Source organism: Flavobacterium sp. 9R, assembly GCF_902506345.1.
GTDB lineage: Bacteria > Bacteroidota > Bacteroidia > Flavobacteriales > Flavobacteriaceae > Flavobacterium.
In genome coordinates, this window is the sequence record NZ_LR733413.1 from 2,843,964 (window position 1) to 2,867,512 (window position 23,549).

24 protein-coding genes are annotated in these 23,549 nt (G+C 34.1%); 11 read left to right on the top strand and 13 right to left on the bottom strand.

Annotated elements, in window-relative coordinates; genetic code table 11:
• Positions 1 to 107 precede the first annotated feature (107 nt).
• From FLAVO9AF_RS12655 to FLAVO9AF_RS12665, 3 genes are all read left to right on the top strand, one after another.
• Complete coding sequence (locus tag FLAVO9AF_RS12655; protein ID WP_159689369.1) at positions 108 to 344, top strand: 3-oxoacyl-ACP reductase; 237 nt, start codon at positions 108 to 110, stop codon at positions 342 to 344.
• Positions 345 to 553: 209 nt separating this feature from the next.
• A complete protein-coding gene (locus FLAVO9AF_RS12660) occupies positions 554 to 2,488 on the top strand; it encodes a tetratricopeptide repeat-containing sensor histidine kinase (protein ID WP_236552321.1) in 1,935 nt (644 codons plus the stop codon).
• 12 nt (positions 2,489 to 2,500) lie between these two features.
• Positions 2,501 to 3,187 carry a response regulator gene (locus FLAVO9AF_RS12665; RefSeq protein ID WP_159689375.1) on the top strand — a complete coding sequence of 229 codons (687 nt, stop codon included), beginning with the start codon at positions 2,501 to 2,503 and terminating at the stop codon, positions 3,185 to 3,187.
• Positions 3,188 to 3,239: 52 nt separating this feature from the next.
• Here FLAVO9AF_RS12665 and FLAVO9AF_RS12670 read toward each other — a convergent pair whose 3' ends face one another.
• Positions 3,240 to 5,042 carry a lysophospholipid acyltransferase family protein gene (locus tag FLAVO9AF_RS12670; protein ID WP_159689378.1) on the bottom strand — a complete coding sequence of 601 codons (1,803 nt, stop codon included), beginning with the start codon at positions 5,040 to 5,042 and terminating at the stop codon, positions 3,240 to 3,242.
• 198 nt (positions 5,043 to 5,240) lie between these two features.
• Between FLAVO9AF_RS12670 and FLAVO9AF_RS12675 the strand changes: the two genes are divergently transcribed.
• From FLAVO9AF_RS12675 to FLAVO9AF_RS12685, 3 genes are all read left to right on the top strand, one after another.
• Positions 5,241 to 6,002, top strand: coding sequence for an exodeoxyribonuclease III (locus FLAVO9AF_RS12675; RefSeq protein WP_159689381.1), 762 nt, complete (start codon positions 5,241 to 5,243; stop codon positions 6,000 to 6,002).
• 140 nt (positions 6,003 to 6,142) lie between these two features.
• Positions 6,143 to 7,081, top strand: coding sequence for an OmpA family protein (locus FLAVO9AF_RS12680; protein ID WP_159689384.1), 939 nt, complete (start codon positions 6,143 to 6,145; stop codon positions 7,079 to 7,081).
• A 424-nt stretch (positions 7,082 to 7,505) separates the two neighbouring features.
• The gene (locus tag FLAVO9AF_RS12685) at positions 7,506 to 8,543 is read left to right on the top strand and encodes an aldo/keto reductase (RefSeq protein WP_159689387.1); all 1,038 of its coding nucleotides are present in this window, start codon (positions 7,506 to 7,508) and stop codon (positions 8,541 to 8,543) included.
• 273 nt (positions 8,544 to 8,816) lie between these two features.
• On the opposite strand, the gene FLAVO9AF_RS12690 is transcribed toward FLAVO9AF_RS12685, so the two are convergent.
• A complete protein-coding gene (locus tag FLAVO9AF_RS12690) occupies positions 8,817 to 9,455 on the bottom strand; it encodes a hypothetical protein (protein ID WP_159689391.1) in 639 nt (212 codons plus the stop codon).
• Between the two features lie 862 nt (positions 9,456 to 10,317).
• On the opposite strand from FLAVO9AF_RS12690, the gene pheS reads away from it, so the two are divergent.
• Positions 10,318 to 11,337, top strand: a complete 1,020-nt coding sequence (gene pheS / locus FLAVO9AF_RS12695; protein WP_159689393.1) for a phenylalanine--tRNA ligase subunit alpha — start codon at positions 10,318 to 10,320, stop codon at positions 11,335 to 11,337.
• 90 nt (positions 11,338 to 11,427) lie between these two features.
• Positions 11,428 to 11,835, top strand: coding sequence for a hypothetical protein (locus FLAVO9AF_RS12700; RefSeq protein WP_159689396.1), 408 nt, complete (start codon positions 11,428 to 11,430; stop codon positions 11,833 to 11,835).
• A gap of 273 nt (positions 11,836 to 12,108) precedes the next feature.
• Here the strand turns inward: FLAVO9AF_RS12700 and FLAVO9AF_RS12705 are convergent, their stop codons facing one another.
• The 4 genes from FLAVO9AF_RS12705 to FLAVO9AF_RS12720 all read right to left on the bottom strand — a co-directional run bounded on the left by FLAVO9AF_RS12705 (position 12,109) and on the right by FLAVO9AF_RS12720 (position 16,065).
• On the bottom strand, positions 12,109 to 12,675 hold the full coding sequence (locus tag FLAVO9AF_RS12705) for a hypothetical protein (protein ID WP_159689398.1): 567 nt from the start codon (positions 12,673 to 12,675) through the stop codon (positions 12,109 to 12,111).
• Between the two features lie 67 nt (positions 12,676 to 12,742).
• Complete coding sequence (locus FLAVO9AF_RS12710; protein ID WP_159689402.1) at positions 12,743 to 13,738, bottom strand: NAD(P)H-dependent glycerol-3-phosphate dehydrogenase; 996 nt, start codon at positions 13,736 to 13,738, stop codon at positions 12,743 to 12,745.
• A 291-nt stretch (positions 13,739 to 14,029) separates the two neighbouring features.
• Entirely contained in the window at positions 14,030 to 15,193 is a 1,164-nt protein-coding gene (locus tag FLAVO9AF_RS12715) for an iron-containing alcohol dehydrogenase (RefSeq protein WP_159689404.1), read from the bottom strand.
• Positions 15,194 to 15,297: 104 nt separating this feature from the next.
• Entirely contained in the window at positions 15,298 to 16,065 is a 768-nt protein-coding gene (locus FLAVO9AF_RS12720) for a type 1 glutamine amidotransferase domain-containing protein (protein ID WP_201296296.1), read from the bottom strand.
• Positions 16,066 to 16,157: 92 nt separating this feature from the next.
• On the opposite strand from FLAVO9AF_RS12720, the gene FLAVO9AF_RS12725 reads away from it, so the two are divergent.
• Positions 16,158 to 17,054 (top strand): LysR family transcriptional regulator, encoded by an 897-nt coding sequence (locus FLAVO9AF_RS12725; protein ID WP_159689409.1) that lies wholly within the window; start codon positions 16,158 to 16,160, stop codon positions 17,052 to 17,054.
• Here the strand turns inward: FLAVO9AF_RS12725 and nadD are convergent, their stop codons facing one another.
• The 6 genes from nadD to FLAVO9AF_RS12755 all read right to left on the bottom strand — a co-directional run bounded on the left by nadD (position 17,055) and on the right by FLAVO9AF_RS12755 (position 20,900).
• Entirely contained in the window at positions 17,055 to 17,666 is a 612-nt protein-coding gene (gene nadD / locus FLAVO9AF_RS12730; protein WP_159689412.1) for a nicotinate (nicotinamide) nucleotide adenylyltransferase, read from the bottom strand.
• A 33-nt stretch (positions 17,667 to 17,699) separates the two neighbouring features.
• The gene (locus FLAVO9AF_RS12735; RefSeq protein WP_159689414.1) at positions 17,700 to 18,065 is read right to left on the bottom strand and encodes a four helix bundle protein; all 366 of its coding nucleotides are present in this window, start codon (positions 18,063 to 18,065) and stop codon (positions 17,700 to 17,702) included.
• A 48-nt stretch (positions 18,066 to 18,113) separates the two neighbouring features.
• Complete coding sequence (gene gmk, locus FLAVO9AF_RS12740; RefSeq protein WP_159689417.1) at positions 18,114 to 18,686, bottom strand: guanylate kinase; 573 nt, start codon at positions 18,684 to 18,686, stop codon at positions 18,114 to 18,116.
• Between the two features lie 25 nt (positions 18,687 to 18,711).
• On the bottom strand, positions 18,712 to 19,572 hold the full coding sequence (locus tag FLAVO9AF_RS12745) for a YicC/YloC family endoribonuclease (protein WP_159689420.1): 861 nt from the start codon (positions 19,570 to 19,572) through the stop codon (positions 18,712 to 18,714).
• A gap of 85 nt (positions 19,573 to 19,657) precedes the next feature.
• The gene (locus tag FLAVO9AF_RS12750; protein ID WP_159689422.1) at positions 19,658 to 20,551 is read right to left on the bottom strand and encodes a DMT family transporter; all 894 of its coding nucleotides are present in this window, start codon (positions 20,549 to 20,551) and stop codon (positions 19,658 to 19,660) included.
• Positions 20,544 to 20,900 (bottom strand): arsenate reductase family protein, encoded by a 357-nt coding sequence (locus FLAVO9AF_RS12755; RefSeq protein WP_159689425.1) that lies wholly within the window; start codon positions 20,898 to 20,900, stop codon positions 20,544 to 20,546. The genes FLAVO9AF_RS12750 and FLAVO9AF_RS12755 overlap by 8 nt, the downstream gene beginning before the upstream one ends.
• A 76-nt stretch (positions 20,901 to 20,976) precedes the next feature.
• Between FLAVO9AF_RS12755 and FLAVO9AF_RS12760 the strand changes: the two genes are divergently transcribed.
• The gene (locus FLAVO9AF_RS12760) at positions 20,977 to 21,432 is read left to right on the top strand and encodes a DinB family protein (protein ID WP_159689428.1); all 456 of its coding nucleotides are present in this window, start codon (positions 20,977 to 20,979) and stop codon (positions 21,430 to 21,432) included.
• Positions 21,433 to 21,491: 59 nt separating this feature from the next.
• On the opposite strand, the gene FLAVO9AF_RS12765 is transcribed toward FLAVO9AF_RS12760, so the two are convergent.
• Complete coding sequence (locus tag FLAVO9AF_RS12765) at positions 21,492 to 22,235, bottom strand: DUF3298 and DUF4163 domain-containing protein (protein WP_159689430.1); 744 nt, start codon at positions 22,233 to 22,235, stop codon at positions 21,492 to 21,494.
• A 113-nt stretch (positions 22,236 to 22,348) separates the two neighbouring features.
• Between FLAVO9AF_RS12765 and FLAVO9AF_RS12770 the strand changes: the two genes are divergently transcribed.
• Positions 22,349 to 23,494 (top strand): cystathionine gamma-synthase, encoded by a 1,146-nt coding sequence (locus FLAVO9AF_RS12770; RefSeq protein ID WP_159689433.1) that lies wholly within the window; start codon positions 22,349 to 22,351, stop codon positions 23,492 to 23,494.
• Positions 23,495 to 23,549 lie beyond the last annotated feature (55 nt).

Consider the following 23,549-nt stretch of genomic DNA (forward strand, 5'->3'; position numbering starts at 1 on the left):
GTTTTTGTGTGGGAAAAAAGTGGTGTGGCTGCTTAGATTTACAAAACATTTCCGCAAGAAAGTGGAAAAAAAAGTAAAATCTATACAAAAACATAAAGCCACAAATTATGAAAAACGCAATCTTAACTATCGGATTATTTACATTAGTAATGGGATTAACTTCATTTACTACACCAGAGCAAAAAGCTACAATTGAAAAAGGAATTACAGCTGAAATAAACGGGTCTCAATCTACAGGAGGTAACAAGAAAGTTGATATAAATGGGTCTCAATCTACAGGAGGTAATAAGAAAGTTGATATAAATGGGTCACAATCTACGGGAGGTAATAAAAAAGTAGACTAAAACATCAAAAAACAATATTTTAAAAGCTAACAATTTTTGTTAGCTTTTTTTTTGTCAAATCTTTTTATATTTTTGATGAAATTCAAAAAACTTTGAAATTCAAAAACTTAATAGTTTGTTTTTTTGTTTGTTTTTTTGTCAATTGTTCAAAAAATAAAAAAATTGAATACATTGATGATAAGTTTAGTATAGATAGTCTCAAAGTTTTATTGGAATTAGCTAACAATGATACAATCCCTTTTGTTGTTAAACAAGGTTACAATAAGAAAGCCTTTGATATCCTAGCGGATTATCAAAATGATTCATTAGCAAGAATGAATTTGTTTAAAGTAGCAAACAGATTCTATAATATGGATGATTCATTCAATTACATAAAAACAGTTGAATTTGTATTAAAGAATTCTTTAGAGGCTAAAGATACATTGAGTTTAGCGAAAGCATATGCATATAAAGGGGACTATTTCGGAACAAGATTAATTTCAGATAGTGCATTTTTGAATTATTACAAATCTGAAAAATTGTATTTAATTAAAAATGATTTGTACAATGTTGCAAGAACAAGATTGAATAAAGCTAATTTACAATATGCTGAAAGCGATTTGTTAGGAAGTGAAAAATCTGTTTTTAATGCTTTAAGAATTTTAAAATATCAAAAAGCTAATGATTTATTGTATGAGTTATACAACTTATTAGGCATTTTATATAATGATTTAGAAGAATATGATAAATCTATTGACTATCATACTAAAGCACTAGCTAATGCTACTGATGATAAAATCCCTTCAGTTTATCAATCAAGAGCTACTTCTTTAAATAACATCGGTTATGTTTATCAAAATTTAAAAAATTATCAAAAAGCTCAAGAATACTATCAAGAAGGTTTAAGACAAAAAAATCTAAAATACGATAAGCCTTCTTTGTATGCCATGCTCTTGGATAATTTGGCTTACTCCCGATTTAGGCTTAGGGAAGATGATGAACTTCCAGGATTGTTTTTAAAATCCTTAAAATTAAGAGATAGTCTGAAACTAACTTCAGGTATTGTAGCGAACAAAATCCACCTTTCAGAATACTACAGTTACAAAAATGACGATGCGAAGGCCGTTCAGTATGCAAGAGAGGCATTGACTTCTGCGAGAAATGATAAAAACTTCAGAAATGTATTGGTCGCTCTTAAACAGATGGGTGTAGTAGAACCCCAAAACGCGACACTTTATTCTAGAGAATACATTCACATCAATGACAGTCTTCAAAAAGCCGAACGAAAAATGGGTGAAAAATTCTCCCGAATTGAGTATGAAACGGATGTTATAAAAAGCGAAAACACTGATTTGGTCGTTCAAAATCGAAATTTATTCTATGTTTTTAGTATTCTCACCTTGATAGGGGTTTTTACTTTTGTTTTTGTCTCCCAACGCAATAAACATAGAGAGTTAATGTTTAAAGAACAGCAACAAATTGCTAATGCTGAAATTTACAATCTGATGATATCTCAGCAAAAAACAATAGAAGAAAACAGAGCAAAAGAAAAAAAACGAGTTGCAAGGGAGTTACATGATGGCGTTTTGGGCAAAATATTTGGTGTTCGAATGAATCTGGATACGATGAACACTGCTCAAGATCAACATGCGATTAAAAGCAGATTAGAATATTTAGCAGAATTAAAGCAGATTGAACAAGACATTCGAGAAATTTCCCATGATTTGAATAGAGAAAACACCGAATTAATTAATAACTTCGTAGTGATTCTAAATAATCTTATTGAGAATCAAAGAAAAGCGTTCAAAACAAAATTAAATTTTACTCTTGATAAGAATATTGACTGGGCTAATGTTTCAAATGAAGTCAAAATTAACTTATACAGAATGCTTCAAGAAGCCTTGCAAAACTGTAATAAATATGCAAAAGCTTCTTTGATAGCTGTTGATTTCAAAAAAGAAAGTAATCCAGAGCACCTAAAGTTATGTATTGCAGATGATGGAATAGGATTTAATTTGAAAAGAGCCAAGAAAGGAATTGGTCTCCAAAACATAGCATTTAGAACCAAAGAGTGTAAGGGTAAATTAGAAATAAAAACAAAACCAGGCGAAGGAACGCAACTTATTATTGAAGTCCCCATTGAAAACCCAAATAACCAAACTTAATCAATTCATACAATGCCCCAAGAATTTACAGTAATTAAAAAAAATATCCTTATTGTTGATGATCATCCTTTCATCATTCAAGGATATAAGAATGCCATAACTCGATATCGTCCTACCGAATATGAGTTTTTGATTGATCAAGCCAAAGATTGTCAATCAGGCTATGAGGTGATTGTTAATCCGGAATCACCTTCTTTTGATATCGCCTTTTTGGATATAAGTATGCCTGCTTATGTAGAAAAAGGAATTTTATCTGGTGAAGATTTAGCAATTGTACTTATGGAACGTATGCCTAAATGCAAAATTGTTTTGCTTACCATGTTTACAGAAAAATTAAAAATCAATACCATTCTAAAAAATATTAATCCAAATGGATTGATAATTAAAAATGACTTAACCTTTGATGAATTGCTTTTTGCATTTGATAGAGTAATCAAAAATGAAAAGTATTACAGTCAGTCAGTTTTGGAAATGCTAAGCCAAATGCAACATGTTCCTATCGAAATTGATCAGTTTGATAAAAAGATTTTGTTCCAATTGTCAAAAGGAACTAAGGTTGCTGATATTCCACAATACGTACCTATTTCTTCAAGCGCTATAAAAAGGAGAATGGAAGACTTGAAAGTGCTTTTAGAACTCAAAGATCGTTCTGATGAAGAGTTGGTAAAAGTGGCTAAGTCCAAAGGTTTACTGCTATAGTTTGAAAACACTTGCATAAAAAAAGACACCTTAGGTGTCTTTTTTTGTGATATTAATCTTCTTTGTCATTCATTTTTCGTTCCAGTTCAGCTTGGTATTCTTCCATAACTGGTTTCATAGTACTTTCTGGAATATCTTCAATTCGAATATAAATTAATCCATCAATTGCATTGTTAAAAAGCGGATCAACGTTAAAGGCTACCAGTCTTGCGTTTTGTTTGATATATTTTTTGATTAATACAGGAAGACGCAATACGCCTGGTTCTAGTTCGTCAATGATTTTATCAAATTTGTTCAAATCAGCATCGGTTTCATTAAAAACAAAATCCTTATCAGCATCCTTTAGTTTTACTTTGTATTCTTTTTTAGGATGCACGTATTGTGCGATGTACGGGTCATAATAGTGGGATTTCATGAACTCAATCATTAACGATTTTGAAAAATCAGAAAATTGATTACTTATACTCACCCCACCAAGTAAATACTTGTGCTCAGGATAATGCAAGGTCGTATGAATAATTCCGCGCCATAACAAAAACAAAGGCATTGGTTTTTGTTGGTATTCTTTGATGATAAAAGCACGCCCCATTTCGATTGATTTATGAAGCATATCATGCAATTCCGGCTCAAAACGGAACAATCCATTCAGGTAAAAACCGTCCATGCCGTATTTTGGGTAAATCTCACAACCCAATCCCATACGATAAGCACCAGCAATTTTGTTTGTCTCATCATCCCACAAAAAGAGGTGACGATAATATTGATCGTATTTGTCTAAATCTATAGATTCGTTGGTTCCTTCTCCTACCTCTCTAAAAGTGATTTCTCTTAATCGACCTATTTCATGTAGAATATTTGGAATGTCTTTTGCCTTAGCAAAAAAGACTTCATAGTTTTTACTTTGCAACAAGCGGCAATCCAAAGTTCTAAGATTTTCGACCTCACGAATCATTTTTTCACTACTAGCAGGCGTAACGATTTTCTTAGGGCTTTTGTGTCCTTTAAGCGGATTGGTATTCAGGAAATTATTGTCTTTTTCGAAAGGATTAGCCAACATATAGGTTTTCTTTCTCAAGAATTCTGAGTATTCTTCAATAGACTCGTACTCATTTTGTTCGGCTACTGATATCGGTTTACCAATACGAACTTTGATGACTCTTTTTTTCTGAGTTAACAATTCCGAAGGCAATTTAGCCGTTCTTAGGGTGTCGTTTATCTTCGATAAGAAGTAAAATAATTTACTGTTTTTGGCATGAAAGTAAATAGGTACCACTGGCACTTGCGCTTTTCGAATCACTTTTAATGCGCCTTCTTCCCATGGTTTGTCTACCATCAATTTGCCATCTTTATAGGTAGAAACTTCACCTGCTGGGAACATTCCCAGTGGTTTTCCGTCTTTCAAGTGACGCAACGTTTCTTTTATTCCAACTACACTCGATTTGGCATCTTTGTGGTTTTCAAAAGGATTAACCGGCATGATGTAAGGCTTCATGGGGTCAATGCGGTGCAATAAAAAATTGGCAATAATTTTAAAATTAGGCTCTTTTTCGAGCATTAATTTCAATAGCAATATGCCATCAATTCCTCCAAGAGGATGATTCGAAATCGTAATATATGCACCATCCTTTGGTAGTCGTTTGAAGTCTTCTTTTGGAATTTCAAATTTAATTTGAAACTCATCCAATATAGCATTTAAGAATACAACATCACTCAAATGTTTATTCCTGTCGTAGATTTTGTTTAACGTAGAGATTTTTAAAACTTTCATCAGCAACCAACCCGAGAAAGTACCAAAAACGCCGTACTTATCCGTATTTATTGCTTTTGCAACTTCTTTTGCGGTAACTAAACCCATTTCTTTATTGTTTTAAAGCAAGACGCAAAGATAGAAAAAAAGGCTAATTTATTTGGGTTTTGTCAAACAAACTTCCACTTTTTTACTACTTTTGAATTCCGCAAAAATCTTAGTTTTTTATCCGAAAATTGAACTAAAAATAAGGGAAAAACAGCTATTTTTTCATTTATTTATAAAGAAATTTAATACGTCACCTCAATGAAAATCATCTCTTACAACGTAAACGGAATTCGCGCTGCCATCACCAAAGGGTTTTTAGAATGGTTGCAACAAGCCAATCCCGATGTTATTTGCCTTCAAGAAATAAAAGCCAACGAAGACCAAATACCCGTAGCCGATATTGAAAAAGCAGGGTATCCTTACCAATATTATTTCTCGGCTACCAAAAAAGGCTATTCTGGCGTAGCCATTTTGTCCAAAATAAAACCCAATGCAATAACTTACGGAACCGGAATTGAGCACATGGATTACGAAGGACGCAACCTCAGAGTTGATTTCGATGATTGCTCTGTGATGAGCTTGTACTTGCCTTCAGGAACCAACATCGACAGATTGGACCATAAATTTAAGTACATGGATGATTTTCACGATTACATCAACCAACTAAAAAAAGACATTCCTAACCTCATTATTTGTGGCGATTACAACATTTGTCACAAGCCTATCGATATTCACGACCCCATTCGCAACAAAAACGTTTCGGGTTTCCTTCCTGAGGAGCGCGCGTGGTTAGATAAATTTATTAATTCAGGATTCATCGACAGTTTCCGTCATTTCAATCAAGAGCCCCATCAGTATTCGTGGTGGAGTTACAGAGCAGGAGCCCGCGGCAATAACAAAGGCTGGCGCATCGATTACAATTTGGTGAGCGACTCCTTACAACATAAACTCAAAAGAGCCGTTATTCTACCAGATGCTATGCACTCCGATCATTGCCCTATTTTGGTAGAAATCGAATAATTTTTAGGAGCTAATCCTGCTGTCCACTATATCTTGCTTGGCGAACCCCGCCAAGCAAGGATGCCGTTCCCATCAGGGCTAGGGCATAGGACATCAAACAATCATCTTACATAAAATTAATATAGTTTAAATTCAACCCCATGATTAAAAAAACCTTCCTTGGACTCACATTACTGCTTTTAGCCAGTTCCTGCGTGTCCAAAAAAATCTACAACGAGCTAGAAAATAAATTAGCCAATCTTCAAAAAGAACACGCCGATTTAACCAACGAAAATGGCGAATTGCAAAAAGCAAAAACACAATTAGAATCCGATAAAGAAGGATTGACATCTGAGTTAAATAAAACCAAATCCGATTTAGAAAAGTTAAAAGCAGACTATGCCGCTGCACAAAACAAGTACAAAGTACTTCAAGATTCGTATGCAGCACTAGAGAAAAACAGTGGAGAAGCTTTGCAAACCAACTTGAAAAAAAATCATGAACTTCTTGCTGAACTTGATGCAAAAAGTAAAGCCTTAGCCACCGAAAAAGAGCGTTTAAGCAAAAGTGCTCAACGTTTGCAAGAACTAGAGGATTTGATTGCAGCCAAAGAAGCCGCGATGAAAAAACTAAAAGATACACTCTCTAAAGCCTTGAATGGTTTTGAAGGAAAAGGCTTGACCGTTGAGCAAAAAAATGGAAAAGTTTACGTTTCTATGGAGAACAAATTATTGTTCAATTCAGGTAGTTGGGCTGTAGGTTCCGAAGGGAAAAAAGCAGTGGTAGAAGTAGCTAAAGTATTGGGTGATAATCCAGATATTGCTGTTTTAATCGAAGGGCATACAGATGATGACGGTTTCAAAGGTTCAGGACCAATCGCGGATAACTGGGATTTGTCTACCAAAAGAGCCACAGCTATAGTAGCTATTTTGAGCGAAAACAAGAAAGTAAACAAACAAAATTTAACGGCTGCAGGTCGTAGCGAATATGCTCCATTGCAAAGCAACGCCACTGCCGAAGGAAAAGCCAAAAATCGCCGAATTGAAATCATTCTGACGCCACGTTTGGACGAAATCTCAAAAATGTTAGAAGAGTTTTAGAAAAAAGCTTGTCTTATAGAAAAAGTGCAAAAGGCTCTCCGTTTTATTAGAGAGCCTTTTGTTTAGATATATCTTTTGTTCAAAATTCGTTTAATATAGTAACTCATAATGCCTAAAATAGGGAATGAGATTATTATGAAGAGCCAAAACGGAAGCCCATATTTTTTCTCTTTCTTTACGATTTGTGATGCAGTAAATAACAATAATAAACCATATGCTAAAATTGCTATTGCAATTTCAATAGAACTTATTTTTCCCATTCGATTATTTTAATTGAAGTAAATATAATATATTTTTTAAATTGAATGGAATCAACTTTATTCAAGCTTAAATGCTTTTGGGTTAAAATTAACGAACGTCCAACTTTTATCGGAAAACTAATTTTTACCTTTGGCTTTTTAGATTTTATAAATTTTCAGCATCAATGAAATATACCACTTTACCCAATACTGATATTCAAGTCAGTAAAATTTGTTTAGGCACGATGACTTTTGGTCAACAAAATACAGAAGCCGAAGGACACACTCAAATGGACTATGCTTTAGAACAAGGTGTTAACTTTTTTGATACGGCCGAGATGTACTCAGTACCAGCGCGTAAAGAAACTTACGGCAGCACCGAACGCATTTTAGGAACTTGGTTCCAAAAAACAGGCAATAGAGACAAAGTGGTTTTGGCATCAAAAATTGCGGGGCCAAATCCTAACTTTACCTATATGCGCGAAAAGAATGATTTTTCTCCAGCGAGTATTCAATATGCTTTAGACAAAAGTTTAGAGCGTTTACAAACGGATTATATCGATTTGTACCAATTGCATTGGCCAGAACGTAAAACCAATTTTTTTGGACAACGCGGTTTTAAAGTGCAAGACGATGCTTGGGAAGACAACATTCACGCAGTTTTAGAAACATTGAATGGTTTTATCCAACAAGGAAAAATAAAACATATCGGATTGTCGAATGAAACGCCGTGGGGAATTATGCGCTTTTTGGAAGAAAGTAAATACCATAATTTGCCAAGAATCAAAACGGTTCAAAATCCTTATTCGTTGTTGAATCGCTTGTACGAAAATGGTTCAGCAGAGATTGGAATCAGAGAAAACGTGGGGCTTTTGGCCTATTCGCCAATGGCGTTTGGGGTGTTGTCGGGTAAATTTTTAACAGGCGAATCACATCCTAACGCAAGAATCAATTTGTTTCCTCAATTTTCAAGATACAATAGCGAACAATCGGCTGCGGCTACGCGTTTGTACAACGAAATTGCACAGCAAAACGGATTGACGCTAACGCAATTGGCCTTAGCTTTTATCGAGCAACAACCTTTTGTAACTAGTACGATTATTGGCGCCACAACAATGGAACAACTGAAAGAAAACATCGATACGATTAATGTGACTTTAAGCGAAGAACTACCGCAAGCGATAGATGGCGTTCAGGCAAAAATTCCAGACCCAGCGCCTTAAGAAAGAACTAGAAATTGAATAAATAAAAGCTGTAATCGTTGTTATGATTACAGCTTTTTTTGTGGATTTAAAATATTTCCTAGAAAAAAGGTTTTTTTAACCTATAGCCTCGATTGTTATAATTCGCTTTTCTGCTTATCTCTACTTGCATCTGCTGGAACTTTTAAGAGATTTAGAGTTTAGTAAGACATTAAAAAAAATGCGCAAAGTCAGAGAAATTTGCGCAGCTTTTCATAAGAACACTTTGGGGAGCGGTGCCCTATTTAGCTTAAGTTATTTTTTTCTATATTTATTAAAATCAATTTCAGATTTCTTTTGATAAGCCAATTTTAAACTATCAGCTTTTTGAATATCCTTATTGAAACCAAAACCATATCTATAAAATATTTCTAAAAATTTTAAACTGAGAGTGTCCTCATTTTTACTTCCTAATTCAATAAAAGAAAGACAATAGTTTCTTACTCTCGGTTCTAAAGTATTAATCTTTTTGAAATATTGAATATAACTTGCGTCTGTACCATCACAATAATGAATATCCTGATCCGTATAAAATTCATATAAATTTTCAAAAGCATTTGTACAATAATTATATTTTTTGTGTTTCTCAATCATAAATAACGTATAGGGTAAGAGTTCGTGTCTTTTAGATATATTATAGTCATAATATAGTAATAATTCGTTATATGACACCTCATTTCCATTTTGCATCACATCATATTTATCATCTTTAACTCGATCTTCTTTGAAGTAACTCGATTTTTTAAATTCTGCTTTTGTTTTAGCAATAACGGGTACTCCTCCTGGTTTAATGTTTATAATATTTGTATTCTCATTATTTTTTGTAGTTTGATTTTTTTGACACCCAATCATAAATATGATGAATGAGAATAATAACATTTTTGTCTTTAGCATAATTTATAACTTTAAAGAATTATTTATTACCTACGTTGTATTTAAATTCCCCCACGCTAGTGCGAGCGTCTCGCTCGTACCCGCAACTATAATCAATTTATTATTTCTATTTAAAAAACAAAAATTGCAACTTTTTCAAGCTTATAGTTTGTTTTCTGCTCAACTTTATGGGCACGAGCCTGAGGCATCGCGCTAGCGGTTGAACTTATTTTTGCTCTTACCAGCTGGGGGGGAATTCAAATTCAATAAATAAAAGCTGTAATCGTTGTTATGATTACAGCTTTTTTTATGGTTTTAAAATCTTTCCTAGAAAACAAGTTTTTACTTTTTAGCCCCGATTACTATGATATATACAAACTAAAAATTTATTTATTTTTTAGTTTAAAAAAAAGACATAACAAGCCTTCGAATAAGAATTACACGAAGGTTTGTTGTGCCTTTCATAAGTTATTTTTATTCGTAAACATCATAAATTTATCAAGATAGGTTTCTTTTCAAATAAACCTGTCTGCTCTTAGCCTAATCAAGGCAAAACTGTAAAAAATGAACGTTTTNATTCAATAAAACTGACAAAGTCCTAATCGGGGCATAAGTAGCTAACTTTGATCGAAGAGAAGGTTCACTTTGTCAGTTTGGTTGTTGATTAAAAGTAATTTAAATTTATTTAGCAAATCTAAAGGATGGAAGTGGCATCCTGTAGCGCTGGGGTTCAGCGCTACAGATATAACGTACAGCGGGAATAATGCTCACTAAAAAACCTATTGTTTCTGCTCTTAGTTATAGGAATCTCAAAAAAACTTCCTACTTCTAACTTCCTACTTCTAACTTTTGCTTAAATTTGCACCTCAATTATGGAATGAAAATGATAGACAAGATAAAAGAATACATTGCAGAAGCACAAGTGTTTTCTACTCAAAATGGGGCTGAATTGGAAGCTTTCAGGATTAAATTTTTAGGCAGTAAAGGACTTTTGAAAGAGTTGTTCGCCGAATTCAAAAATGTTCCGAATGACCAAAAAAAAGAATTTGGACAAGTCATCAATTTACTAAAAACTACTGCTGAAGAAAAAGTAAAATCAATTCAGGAAGGTTTAGAAAATCAGCAAGAAAGCAAAGGTATTTATGGCGATTTAACCAGAACGGGCGAACCAATCACTATAGGTTCACGTCACCCAATATCCTTAGTGAAAAATCAAATTATTGATATTTTCTCAACCATTGGTTTCAATGTTTCTGAAGGACCAGAAATCGAAGACGATTGGCATAATTTTACAGCCTTGAACTTGCCAGAATACCATCCGGCTCGTGATATGCAAGATACTTTTTTCATTCAAACCAATCCTGATGTGTTGTTGCGTACTCATACTTCATCGGTTCAGGTGCGTTATATGGAAAACAACAAACCACCTATTCGTACGATTTCTCCAGGGCGTGTATTTCGTAACGAAGCCATTTCGTCTCGTTCACATTGTATCTTTCATCAAGTAGAAGGGTTGTATATCGACAAGGATGTGTCTTTTGCGGACTTAAAACAAACGCTTTTGTATTTTACGAAGGAAATGTTCGGTAAGTCAAAAATTCGTCTTAGACCGTCTTATTTTCCGTTTACGGAGCCAAGTGCCGAAATAGATATTTATTGGGGTTTAAAAACCGAAACGGATTATCGTATTACCAAAGGTACGGGTTGGTTAGAAATTGGTGGTTGCGGAATGGTAGACCCTAATGTTTTGACCAATTGTGGTATCAATCCAGATGAGTATAATGGTTTTGCTTTCGGAATGGGAGTAGAGCGTATCGCTATGTTGTTGTATCAAATTGGAGATATCCGTATGTTTTATGAAAACGATGTGCGTTTCTTAGAGCAATTTAAATCGATTATTTAGTAACAAGTCAATAGTCCTTAGCAATTAGTCTTTTGTAGTCATAGCATCTATTGACTGAGGACTAAGTACTAGGGACTCATTTTTTATAATATGAAAAAAGACATCATCATACCTGTAGTAGAAAATGTATTTATTGCTGCCGTTCAAGAATGGAGCGACGACTTTATGGAAAAAGTGTGGTACGCCTATTTGGTAAACGATAGCGATTTTAATATAGAAGGCGTTATGGTCGTTTCTAAAGCTTTTGGAACGATTGATGGCGAAATGAAGAAAACGTCGCTTTTGCGTCACGCTTTCGTTGAAATACCAGCTGTTTCTGTTGTTAAAATAGAAATGATTGAGAAAAGTGTACTTACGCTCAATAACGAGTTTATGGTGACTTATTTTATTGATGGCACTTTGTACGATAAAAAATTCATTTTCAAAGCCAATAGCATCAATGAAACTGAAATGGAAGAAGTGCCTATTCTTTTCGTAGATGGAGTAATTGTAAGATAATCTATTGATAATTTATACTAAAAAAGATGCCATTGGAACTCCCAATGGCATCTTTTTTTTGTCCAAATTTTGAAATAAAATCCATTAATTGGACAGATTCAAGTTACTTCCTAAAACACAATCCCTTTAGATATGTGGGTTTTTAGTTTGGCACGCCAATTGTATTTAAGTAAAAAGAAATGATTATAAAGAAAAGGTTTTTTGGTTGTTATATTTAGTTAGTGATGTGTTTTTTGTGAAAAAGGCAACTGTTGATGTTACAGTTGCCTTTTTTTATTCCTTCCATCCCCATGGTGCAGATGGATTTTGAATTGGTTTTGTAAGGTAAAAAGTTACAGTAAACAATCGGTCTGAACCAATACGTCTTAGGTTGTAACTAAATGTTTTTTCGTCCAGAGTAATCCACCAAATGTTAGTAGAAGCATTAGGGAGTAAAGTGGCTGTTTCTTGATCAGCTGGAAAAAATTGAATTGTTGGTAAGCCACTGTTGGTAGACATACCACCATATTGTGTGATTTTATCTGGTGTTCCGTCTTCATGACGGTGATCGTGTTTGAGCTGAATTTTATTGTTTTCTAAACTTAAGACCCAAGTTCTTGATTTATCTTCTCCAACAAAAAAAGGAATTCGTATTCTATTGTTTTCACAACTACGGACATTCATCACTAATTTTTTTCCTGAAAAAGGGTCGTTAGGAGTCGCACCTGCAGTAATTTGTCCTTCAAAAGATTGCCCACAATGTGTTTTTAATTGATTCCAAAATTGTGTGGCTCCAGAGTTATCTTGTCCAAAACTAATTGAAAAAATACTCAATAAAATGAATGAAAGTATATATCTCATTGGTTTTGTTTAAGGCATCGTATTTAAAGTTAAAAAGTGTACTACCTAATTTGTCTTGGATACTGATCTAGTCCAATTCTTCGGTTAGTTTTTTAAAGACGGCTTTGGCTTCTTTTCCTTCATATAGAATTTGATACACGGCATCTATAATTGGTGTTTTGGCACCGTAGCCTTGATTGAGTTTGTAAGCGCTTTTTACGGCATAATATCCTTCGGCTACCATACTCATTTCCATCATAGCTGATTTTACAGTATAACCTTTTCCAATCATGTTACCAAACATTCTATTTCTAGAAAAGACCGAGTATCCTGTTACCAATAAATCACCTAAATAGGCAGAATCATTGATGTTACGTTTCATTTTATGAACTTTTTTGATGAATTTTTTCATCTCACGAATCGCATTACTCATAATTACCGATTGGAAGTTATCTCCATAACCCAAACCGTGAGCAATACCAGCTGCTATTGAGTAAATGTTCTTAAGCATGGCCGCATATTCTGTTCCAATAATATCATCTGATATTTTGGCTTTTATATAATTTCCTGATAAATTTTCGGCTACTTTTTTTGCTTTATCTGGATCACCACAAGCAATTGTAAGATAGGATAAACGTTCTAAAGCTACTTCTTCGGCGTGGCAAGGACCTGTAATTACGCCTATGTTGTAGTAAGGGATGTCGTATTGAATATGAAAATGTTCTCCAACAATCAAACTGGTTTCTGGAACAATACCTTTGATGGCCGAAAAGATGATTTTGTCTTTTAGCGGAACAATTATTTTGGACAATTCTCCCTCCAAAAAAGCCGAAGGAATCGCAAAAATTAGGTAATCGGCATATTCTACTGCTTCATTAATATCCGAAGTTAGGATAAGCTTGTTAGTGTCAAATTCAACCGAACTTAAGTAATTCGGGTTGTGTTTGTAGGTTTTAATGTGATCGATAGCGACTTCGTTGCGCATGTACCAGCAAATTTCTTTTTGGTTCACACATAACATTTTAGCAATAGCAGTTGCCCAGCTTCCTCCACCAATTACTGCAAATTTTAATTTATCGGCCATTTTTTTATTAAATTTCATCAAAAGTACTCAAAATACTAGTAATTACACAAATTAATTTCAATAGTCGAGTCAGTTTTACTGCTTCTAGTATTGATTTTAAAGGCATTTTTAAATTATTAAAAAAAAATATTTTTTACACAATAAATAGGTAAGCTGAACGTTGTAAGTTATTAATAATTAGATTTTTATTGATTAAAAATTATGTTTGGTTTAGTTAGTTTTGTTTTTTAGTAATTGAAAAAGGCGCTCTACCATTGGTAAAACGCCTTTTTTTATGAATGCTTTTTTGAATTAATAACTAGCAGCAACTATTTCTCTAACTTTCGCAGGAGTTATGTTTTGTTTTTCTCCTAAGCCCTTCCAACCTCTTTCTTCAAATCTTTTTGCAATAAAATCGGCTGTTTTTTCGAAATCTTTGGTGTAGTCAGACAATTGGGTTTGCATTCCCATTGTATGAAAGAAGGCAACAGTTTTGTTGATAGCTTCTTTTGCAATTTCGTCTTCGCTTCCAGTTAGATTAAAAATACGTTGACCATATTGGGCCAATTTGGCTTTTTTCGTTTCAAACATTACCTTGTATAAGTTAGGACCAATTATCGCCAATGTTCTAGCGTGATCAATTCCATACAAAGCCGTTAATTCGTGTCCAATCATGTGTGTAGCCCAGTCACTAGGAACTCCTTTTTGGATTAGTCCGTTGAGCGCCATAGTACAGCTCCACATAAAGTTAGAAGCCAAAGCATAATTTGTAGGATCCTCTACTACTTTTGGTCCAATTTCGATTAGGGTTTGCAAAATACTTTCGGAAATTCGGTCTTGTAAATAACCTTCATGTGGATAGGTCAAGTATTGCTCCAATACGTGTGTGTAAGCATCTACAACGCCGTTTTGTAATTGACGCTTTGGCAATGAAACAATAACTGTTGGATCACAAATAGAAAATTTAGGAAACAAAGCGCTTCCGCCAAAAGCCAATTTTTCTTGTGTAGCTTCAATAGTTACAACAGATCCTGAATTCATTTCTGATCCTGTAGCAGGAATTGTTAGGACCGTACCGAAAGGAACTACTTTGCTAAGGTCTTTGATGAGTAAGCGTTTCTGTAAAATATCCATTGGGTTGCCTTCAAAATGTACAGCTGCCGATATGAATTTCACGCCATCAATGACGCTACCGCCACCTACTGCCAAAATAAAATCGATATTTTGTTCTTTGATTACCGCTACCGCTTTCATCAATGTTTCGTAATGAGGATTGGGTTCAATACCACCAAATTCAACAATATTACGATCTGGAAGCGCTGCTTTTACTTGATCATAAATACCGTTTTTGAAGATACTGCCTCCTCCGTAAGCAATCAGGATTTTTGCTTCTGCAGGAATCAAGGTCGCTATTTTTTCTATTTGTCCTTTTCCGAAAATTAAATTCGTAGGATTGTATAATTCGAAGTTTAACATGATGTTTTTTTTTTAAAAGAGTTACTAAGATACTAAGATTCTGAGTTTTTAATGCACATTTAAACCTTAGCAACTTAGCTTCTCAGCGTTTTAGAGACGTTCTCTTATTTTTTTGAATGCAATTGAGCCAATAATTTTTCGGCAACTAATTTTGATGAAGCAGGATTTTGTCCTGTAATCAATAAACCATCTTCTACGGCGTAGGATTGCCAATCGCCAGCTTTACTGTAAAAACCACCATTTTTTTGCAACATATCTTCCACCAAAAAAGGTACGATATTGGTCAATCCCACAGCTGCTTCTTCGGAGTTCGTAAAACCAGTTACTTTTTTACCTTTAACCAAGAAATCTCCATTTACTTTTACATTTTTTAAGGCAGCAGGTGCATGACATACAAATGCTACTGGTTTATTTTGTGTGTAAAAAGTAGCAATTAAGTCTGAAGAAGTTGTATCCTCGGCCAAATCCCATAATGGACCGTGACCTCCAGGATAAAAAACAGCATCGTAATCAGATGGAGAAACTTCTGATATTTTTTTGGTGTTTTTAAGTTTTGCTAACAATGCGGTATCTGCATCAAAACGTTTAGTATCCTCAGTTGCTGATGCTGGATCAGCACTTTTTGGATCGATTGGAGGCTGACCTCCAAGAGGTGATGCAATGTCGATTTGAATTCCCTTGTCGGCCAAAGCATAGTAGGGAGCGGCAAATTCTTCTGTCCAAAATCCTGTTTTTTCTCCTGTGTTACCTAATTGGTCGTGGCTGGTAACTACAAATAATACTTTTTTCATTTTTTTATTTTGTTTTTGTGCAGTTGCAACAAAGCAACTCAAGGTTATTACTAGAATCGTTAATAAGGAAGTTTTTTTCATCGCTTGTTTTAATTTGAGACTGCAAATTTATGGCGAATATGGTATTAGTAAAAATAATTTAAATTATGTTTGTGATAAATATATTTATAGCAATGGTAAATTTAGAATGGTATCGCACTTTTAAATCAGTATACAAAAACGGAAATTTTTCGTTAGCCGCTAAGGAGTTGTTCATTAGTCAGCCTGCAGTCAGTCAGCAAATTGCTATGCTTGAAGCCCATGTAGGATATACATTATTCAACCGTAAATCAAAAGGGGTGGTGCCTACGGAATACGCAAAGTTACTCAATAACTTAATCATTGATGCTTTGGATCGTTTAGAAAATGTAGAAAACGGTTTTAGAGCTAAGGCGTTCAATACTAATCGATTATTGTCTATTGGGATTTCAAAGCATTTGATGGGATGTTTTGGTAGTTCATTGGTGTCTAAATTTGATTTTATTGACTTCACTTTTGGGACCAACGAGGAGTTATTTGATTTAGTAAATTCCAAGAAAATAGATTTTGCGATAGTAACCAAACAGTACGATACTTTTGATACCCTACAGCAGCGAATTGGTGAAATAAAACAAGTCGTTGTCGCTACTCCAGATATTGATCTTCAAATCATAAAAGAAAACATTTCTACCAATGATTTAGTTGCTATAGAACAATGGATGAACGATCAGCGGTGGTACAGTCATGATTCGGGTATACCCCACATTAAGTTATTTTGGTTGCATGTTTTTAATAAAAAAAGGCCAGCGATTATAGCCAATTATATCATTCCATCAGAAAATGAAATGATTGCAATTCTTGCTCAAAACACGGGTATTAGTGTAGTTTGGAATTGTAATGTTGCATCTAAGATTCGCAATAAAGTGTTACAATTGGTATGGGATAGCCCAAAAATGCCTGCAACACCAGTGTTTTTATTATCAGGTAAGAATGATAATTTAAGTGCTATTGCTGAAGAAATAGTTGCTGTTGTAAAAGAGGTATTGTACTAATTATTTTTTGTAAAAATTATTATGATCCAAATACTCCCAAACATTATGTGGTAATAAAGGGCGAATGTTTTTGCCTTTTTTGATGCTATTGCGAATAAAAGTAGCTGATATTTCAACTACTGGGGCATCTATGATTTTGATTTTGGGATGGTTGGCAAAAGAAGTGTTTTCTGCTCCAGTATCAATTGTTTTTTGATTGTTTTCTATGGCTTCGATTCTCGGATAGACATAAATGGAATAATGTTCTAAAATGGCTTCGTAGTTTTTCCATTTGTGCAAGGATTTTAAGTTGTCTTCGCCCATGATTAAAGCAAACTCATTTTCTGGATATTTCTCTTGTAAATGTACTAGTGTAGTAATCGTATAATTGGGTTGCGGTAATTTAAATTCGATATCCGAAGGCTTTATTTTTGTATAAGTATCAGTAGCCAAATGCACCATATGTAACCGATGATAATCATCAAGCAGCGTACTTTTCTTTTTTAACGGGTTGTGTGGCGTTACGACCATCCAGATTTGGTCCAAATCGGTATGTTCTGCCATATGATTGGCAATAATCAAATGGCCCACATGAATGGGATTAAAAGTACCGAAATATAGTCCGATTTTCATTTAACTTAGTAACTAGTGATTAGTAAAAAGTAATTAGTTTTTGAGGGTTTTTGAAAATGCATTAATCATTTTAGATTCTTCCTCTATTTGGCTTAGAATTTCTGTGTACAAAGTTTCATTTGTTATAAAACCAAGTTCATTAGCAATTAGTAATTGAGTTTCAATTTCGAATAGTGAGCCTCTTGAAATATCTAAAAAATGACTAAATGATTTATCTGTATTTCTTCCATAACCTTCAGCAATATTAGAAGGAATAGATATCGAAGCTCTTTTTATCTGACTTGTCAGAGCATATAATTCTTCCTGAGGAAATGATTTTACTAACTGATAAACTAAGCAGACTATTTTAATGCCTTTTTGCCAAATCAATAAATCTTTATATGATTTTATTTCACCCATTTCAAGCTAATTACTTTTTACTAATCACTAATCACTTTTTACTAATCACTATTTAGAAACAAAATCCTTCACCAATTGATACGCTTCTTCAAGTGCAACAGGCAAATCGTAATTTTTGATAATCACATCAAATTGTGGAGCGGTAGCCAATTCTACTGAGGCTTTGGCAATGCGCATGTTGATTTTGTCTTCGCTTTCGGTTGAGCGTTCTTTGAGTCTTCTTTTCAATTCATCAACGCTTGGAGGTTTCACAAAAACAGCCAAGGTTTCTTCTGGAAATTTGTGTTTAATACGCAATCCTCCAGCCACATCAATATCAAAAATCACATTTTTGCCCATAGCCCAAATGCGTTCCACTTCGCTTTTTAGTGTGCCATAGAAATTATCGCGATACACTTCTTCCCATTCAACAAACTCTTCTGCTTTGATGTGTTTTTTGAATTGTTCCAATGACATAAAATAGTAATCCTTGCCATCTACTTCTTCACCACGAGGCAAACGGGTAGCTGCCGAAATAGAAAATTCTAAATTCAAATCTTCTTTTCCTAATAAATGCCTAACGATTGTTGTTTTTCCCGAACCAGATGGAGCTGAAAAAACTATTAATTTTCCTTTTTTCATTTTTATACTATAATTTTCCTAAGAGCTACAATACATTCAACACTTGCTCTTTAATTTTTTCCAATTCATCTTTCATTTGAACGACTAACTTTTGCATTTGAGCATGATTGGATTTAGAACCCATAGTGTTGATTTCTCTACCCATTTCTTGAGTAATAAAACCTAGTTTTCTACCATTAGCTTCCGTTCCTTTGATGGTGTCTAGGAAATAATCCAAATGGTTGGTTAAACGTACTTTTTCTTCAGTAATATCTAGTTTTTCCAAATAGTAAATGAGTTCTTGTTCAAAACGATTTTCGTCAATATTTACTTGAAGTTCAGCAATAGCGGTTTGTAAGCGTTCTTTGATAGCTTGAACACGCTCAGGGTCTAAGGCCAAAGCTTCGTTCATGAATTGACGAATATTTCCGATGCGCAATTGGAATTCTTTTTCGAGAGACTCGCCTTCGTCTTTACGGAAATTCAAGATGTTTTGAAGTGCCTCTTCGATTACAGTTTGTATAGTAGCCCATTCACTTTCGTCAATTTCTTCGCGTTCTACTTTCATAGTATCCGGCATACGAACGGCCATCTTCATCAATTCAGTTGTGTCGGCGTCAGGATATACCTCAAGTAATTGATTGATATAAGCTTTTACAATTGGAACATTCACTCGAGTAGAGGTTTGCTCAGCTGTACTTTCAATGTAAATCGAGAAATCAATTTTTCCTCTTTCCAATTTTGAAGCAATTAGATTGCGCAGTCCCAATTCCATTTCGCGGTATAAAGAGGGCATTCTTACATTCAAATCTAACCCCTTACTGTTTAGGGATTTTACTTCTATTGTTATTTTTTTGGTTGGCAATTGAAGTGTTGCTTTACCAAAACCGGTCATGGATTGTATCATATGTTTGTATAAAAAGCTGTAAAGATAAGTAAAGTAATTTGTACTTAAAGAATACAAATTAACGCAATAAGTGGAATATCAATGATTAGTTATGACTTTTATGGCTTTTTTGTGTTACCAAATAAACGCCCGAAAAAATTAAAATAGCAGCTCCTATTTTGACCCAATTCAGCTCGTCTTTCCCTAAACTAATAGCAAAAATCGTCGCAAAAAGAGGTTGTAAATAAATAAAAACCGCCACCGTAGTAGGTTTTAATTCTTTCATCGAAAGTAAATTTAATAAATAAGTTAAGAAAGTCGAAACAACTACAACAAAACTTATTTTCCAGTAGATTAAAGTAGGCACTAAAGACCAATTGACAGCATTAAACTCACTCCATCCAAATGGTAGAACCATCAAGAAACCAAAAAGATAAATCCATTTTACAAAGGTAAATGCATTATAGGTATGCATTAATTTTTTTACAATGATGAGATAAAAACCATAAGAAATTGCATTGACCAATACTAAGAAATTACCCAATCCAGCATTGCTAGCACTACCAATCGATTTGCCGTAAAGAATCAATAAAGCAGTACCGAACAGGCCTAGGATAATTCCAAAAACCTTTCTTTTTTTCAGGCGCTCTTTCATTATTATTGCTGATAAAACCAGCACAATCATTGGTGTTGAAACCATAATTACTGCAGCAGAGATAGGTGAAGTTAGGCTTAATCCTTTAAAAAAAGTGAGCATATTGAATGCTACTCCAAAAAAAGCAGCAGCAATAATTCTAGGAAAATCTCCCAAGGCAATTTTTTCTTTGGGCATAAAAAGCCACGTTAGCCAAAAAAGCAGCACTGAACCGCCCACTCGAAGTAAGATAAACCCGAAAGCATCAATGTATGCAGGCATTACGTCTTTGGCAATGGTAAAAGTTACACCATAAATAATCGAAACGATGGTTGCACCAATTAAGGCAAGCTTTCTTTTAGACATGGGCCAATGCTAAATGAACTTGATGAATGTTTTGTTGGCTATTACCGATATAGATTTTGTCATTAATGATAAAAACAGGTCGGCTCAAAAAGGTGTAATGTTCCAAAATGTATTTTTTAAAATCGGCTTCTGTAAGCGATTGATTTTTTAAATCCATCGATTTGTACAATTGGGCTTTTTTGCTAAACAGAGCTTCGTAACTTCCTGATAATTCTGCCATTTTTTCTAATTCATCAACAGTAATTGGGTCTTGTTTAATGTCATGGAAAGCCAGATTATGGTTGGAAGGTAGTCCTTTTATGATTTTTCTGCAGGTATCGCAAGAAGCTAAGTAATATATTTTGTTCATTTGGATTGCTTTTTTGTGCTGCAAAGAAAATTCATTTAGACGGAAAATGAGTATTTTTATCCAAAAAATAAAAATAATGAACGCAATATTTGAACTCACAGCAACAAGCCGAAAAATGGCCGCTCCTTATCTTGAAAAATATACTCTAGAACAATTGAATACAATTCCTGAAGGTTTTTCTAATACTATATTTTGGAACATTGCTCATATCGTGGTGACGCAACAGTTATTAGTATACAAATTATCAGGTCTACCAATGCAGGTTTCAGATGATTTGGTAGAAAAATACCGAAAAGGAACCAAGCCTGAACAAGATGCTACACAAGAAGAAGTTGATTTGATTAAGAGTTTGCTTTTTTCAACGGTAGAACAAATGAAAAGCGACTACGATAATAAGGTTTTTCAAAATTTTACTGAATACCCAACTTCTACAGGTTTTACATTGCATACTGTTGAAGAAGCAATCCAATTCAATGCTTTTCATGAAGGATTACATATGGGGATTTTGATGAGTCTTCGTAAGTTCGTTTAAAAAACATAATACAAATAGAAAAAGTGCTTCGAAATCTGATTTTATTTTGAAGCACTTTTTTATTTCAAAACAAGGTAGTTTTTTAGGGAAGCGTAAGGAATAAAAAGAGTTTTAGGCCCTTCTACATAAGCAGCCGCTTCGTATTGATTGTAATAAAATAAAAGGCCGTCATTGGTAAAAAAGATGTTTTTGGGTAATTGGAACTCATCATTTTCAAATAAATAACCCGTTTGATTGATATTGCCTTTTAGTGGTATTTGATATTTTTTTCGGAACTTGATTTCTAGCATTTTTTTCAACCCAGAAATATCTTTGAAAAGCGATTCATTCGAAATGTTTTTTCCAGTTTTTGAGTCAAATATTAGGGATTGAAGGCCTTCATAACCGTGAGCGCCCCCAGTAAAAGTGTAATGGTCAATTTCTAAATTGATAATATGTTCAGATTGATATTTAACCGTTCCTTCTATTGCAGCTTCCCATCCAAAAGTGGCATCAGGTATTTCTTCTTTGGTAGTTTCATAAGAGTTTATAAATGATGAAAGAAGGACTTGATAATCCTCGGTTTCTAATGGTTTTTCATCAAGATAGACCAATTCTTTTATTCTAGAAAACACTTTTTTATTGATGCTATCTGCCGAAGTACTGTTGTTTGTGGCATAAGGAATACTCACTTTTATTTCTGGACAGTTTTCTTTGCAAAGTAAGTTGCTTTTTTTACTGAATTCTTTATTTTCAAAGCGTATTTCATTGGAACAACTACTCAATACTACGAGCAAAAATAGGCTTTGGATGTATCGTTTCATAACTCAAATGTGTTAATTGTATACAAAGGTAGCCTAGACAAACGTTGCTTTATCAATATTTAACGGTAAATTTGCATTTCCAATAAATGTAGTCATTCAAAAAAACGATACACATGAAATTTAATACTAAAGTTATCCATGGAGGACAACACCATGATGCAAGTACTGGAGCTGTAATGCCTCCTGTTTATCAAACATCCACTTTTGTACAAACGAGTCCAGGTCAGCCTTTGAATCCTGATTATGAATATAGCAGAGCTGCAAATCCAACTCGAACTGCGCTTGAAAATGCTTTAGCAAGTATTGAAAATGGAACCAGAGGATTGGCATTTTCGTCTGGATTAGCGGCAACAGATTGCGTTTTGCGTTCTTTTAAAGCTGGTGACGAAATTATCGCTATGGATGATTTGTATGGAGGAACTTATAGAATGTTTACTAGGATTTATAAAGAGTCTGGCATTAAATTTCATTTTGTTGATATGAATGATTTGGAAAAATTCCAATCTTTAATCAACGAAAATACTAAGTTGGTTTGGGTTGAAACACCTACGAATCCATTAATGAAACTAGCTGATATTGCTGCTATTGCTCAAATAACGAAAGCAAATAATATTCTTTTTGCGGTAGACAATACTTTTGCCACTCCCTACTTGCAAAAACCTTTAGATTTAGGTGCTGATATTGTAATGCATTCTGCAACCAAGTATTTAGGTGGTCACTCTGATGTTATTGCTGGGGCTTTAATTGTAAAAGACGAAGCATTAGGTAATCAATTGCATTTTCAGCAATTTGCAACCGGTGCAACCTTAGGCCCAATGGATAGTTTTTTGGTGTTAAGAGGGATTAAAACTTTGCATTTACGTGTGCAAAGACATTGTGAAAATGGAGAGAAAGTAGTCGCTTTTTTAAATTCACATCCAAAGATTCAAATTGTTTATTATCCTGGATTGCCTGAACATCCGTTTCATGAAATTGCCAAAAAGCAAATGAGTGGTTTTGGTGGAATGGTTTCTTTTACTTTTAAATCAGGTGAAAAGGCGGATGCTATTGCTTTTTTAGAAAAGTTAAAGGTGTTTACTTTAGCTGAATCTTTAGGAGGAGTAGAATCTTTAGCCAATCATCCTGCTTTGATGACGCACGCTTCTATCCCAGAAGACAAAAGAAAAGAAGTCGGAATTACTGATGATTTAGTGCGATTAAGTGTTGGAGTAGAGGACGCTGCCGACTTGATAGCTGACTTAGAACAAGCTTTATCTTAGAAAAAAAGTATAATCATAAAAAAGGGCTCAATAGTTTACATTGAGCCCTTTTTAT

What these genes read in the sequence shown, in the direction of transcription:
- FLAVO9AF_RS12725 (WP_159689409.1), top strand. Translation starts at nt 16,158, where the DNA reads ATGGTAAATTTAGAATGGTATCGCACTTTTAAATCAGTATACAAAAAC.
- FLAVO9AF_RS12705 (WP_159689398.1), bottom strand. Translation starts at nt 12,675, where the DNA reads ATGAGATATATACTTTCATTCATTTTATTGAGTATTTTTTCAATTAGT.
- FLAVO9AF_RS12690 (WP_159689391.1), bottom strand. Translation starts at nt 9,455, where the DNA reads ATGCTAAAGACAAAAATGTTATTATTCTCATTCATCATATTTATGATT.
- FLAVO9AF_RS12655 (WP_159689369.1), top strand. Translation starts at nt 108, where the DNA reads ATGAAAAACGCAATCTTAACTATCGGATTATTTACATTAGTAATGGGA.
- FLAVO9AF_RS12755 (WP_159689425.1), bottom strand. Translation starts at nt 20,900, where the DNA reads ATGAACAAAATATATTACTTAGCTTCTTGCGATACCTGCAGAAAAATC.
- FLAVO9AF_RS12680 (WP_159689384.1), top strand. Translation starts at nt 6,143, where the DNA reads ATGATTAAAAAAACCTTCCTTGGACTCACATTACTGCTTTTAGCCAGT.
- FLAVO9AF_RS12675 (WP_159689381.1), top strand. Translation starts at nt 5,241, where the DNA reads ATGAAAATCATCTCTTACAACGTAAACGGAATTCGCGCTGCCATCACC.
- FLAVO9AF_RS12735 (WP_159689414.1), bottom strand. Translation starts at nt 18,065, where the DNA reads ATGGGTGAAATAAAATCATATAAAGATTTATTGATTTGGCAAAAAGGC.
- FLAVO9AF_RS12710 (WP_159689402.1), bottom strand. Translation starts at nt 13,738, where the DNA reads ATGGCCGATAAATTAAAATTTGCAGTAATTGGTGGAGGAAGCTGGGCA.
- FLAVO9AF_RS12715 (WP_159689404.1), bottom strand. Translation starts at nt 15,193, where the DNA reads ATGTTAAACTTCGAATTATACAATCCTACGAATTTAATTTTCGGAAAA.
- FLAVO9AF_RS12685 (WP_159689387.1), top strand. Translation starts at nt 7,506, where the DNA reads ATGAAATATACCACTTTACCCAATACTGATATTCAAGTCAGTAAAATT.
- FLAVO9AF_RS12770 (WP_159689433.1), top strand. Translation starts at nt 22,349, where the DNA reads ATGAAATTTAATACTAAAGTTATCCATGGAGGACAACACCATGATGCA.
- FLAVO9AF_RS12760 (WP_159689428.1), top strand. Translation starts at nt 20,977, where the DNA reads ATGAACGCAATATTTGAACTCACAGCAACAAGCCGAAAAATGGCCGCT.
- FLAVO9AF_RS12750 (WP_159689422.1), bottom strand. Translation starts at nt 20,551, where the DNA reads ATGTCTAAAAGAAAGCTTGCCTTAATTGGTGCAACCATCGTTTCGATT.
- FLAVO9AF_RS12670 (WP_159689378.1), bottom strand. Translation starts at nt 5,042, where the DNA reads ATGGGTTTAGTTACCGCAAAAGAAGTTGCAAAAGCAATAAATACGGAT.
- FLAVO9AF_RS12720 (WP_201296296.1), bottom strand. Translation starts at nt 16,065, where the DNA reads ATGAAAAAAACTTCCTTATTAACGATTCTAGTAATAACCTTGAGTTGC.
- FLAVO9AF_RS12765 (WP_159689430.1), bottom strand. Translation starts at nt 22,235, where the DNA reads ATGAAACGATACATCCAAAGCCTATTTTTGCTCGTAGTATTGAGTAGT.
- FLAVO9AF_RS12700 (WP_159689396.1), top strand. Translation starts at nt 11,428, where the DNA reads ATGAAAAAAGACATCATCATACCTGTAGTAGAAAATGTATTTATTGCT.
- FLAVO9AF_RS12745 (WP_159689420.1), bottom strand. Translation starts at nt 19,572, where the DNA reads ATGATACAATCCATGACCGGTTTTGGTAAAGCAACACTTCAATTGCCA.
- pheS (WP_159689393.1), top strand. Translation starts at nt 10,318, where the DNA reads ATGATAGACAAGATAAAAGAATACATTGCAGAAGCACAAGTGTTTTCT.
- gmk (WP_159689417.1), bottom strand. Translation starts at nt 18,686, where the DNA reads ATGAAAAAAGGAAAATTAATAGTTTTTTCAGCTCCATCTGGTTCGGGA.
- nadD (WP_159689412.1), bottom strand. Translation starts at nt 17,666, where the DNA reads ATGAAAATCGGACTATATTTCGGTACTTTTAATCCCATTCATGTGGGC.
- FLAVO9AF_RS12665 (WP_159689375.1), top strand. Translation starts at nt 2,501, where the DNA reads ATGCCCCAAGAATTTACAGTAATTAAAAAAAATATCCTTATTGTTGAT.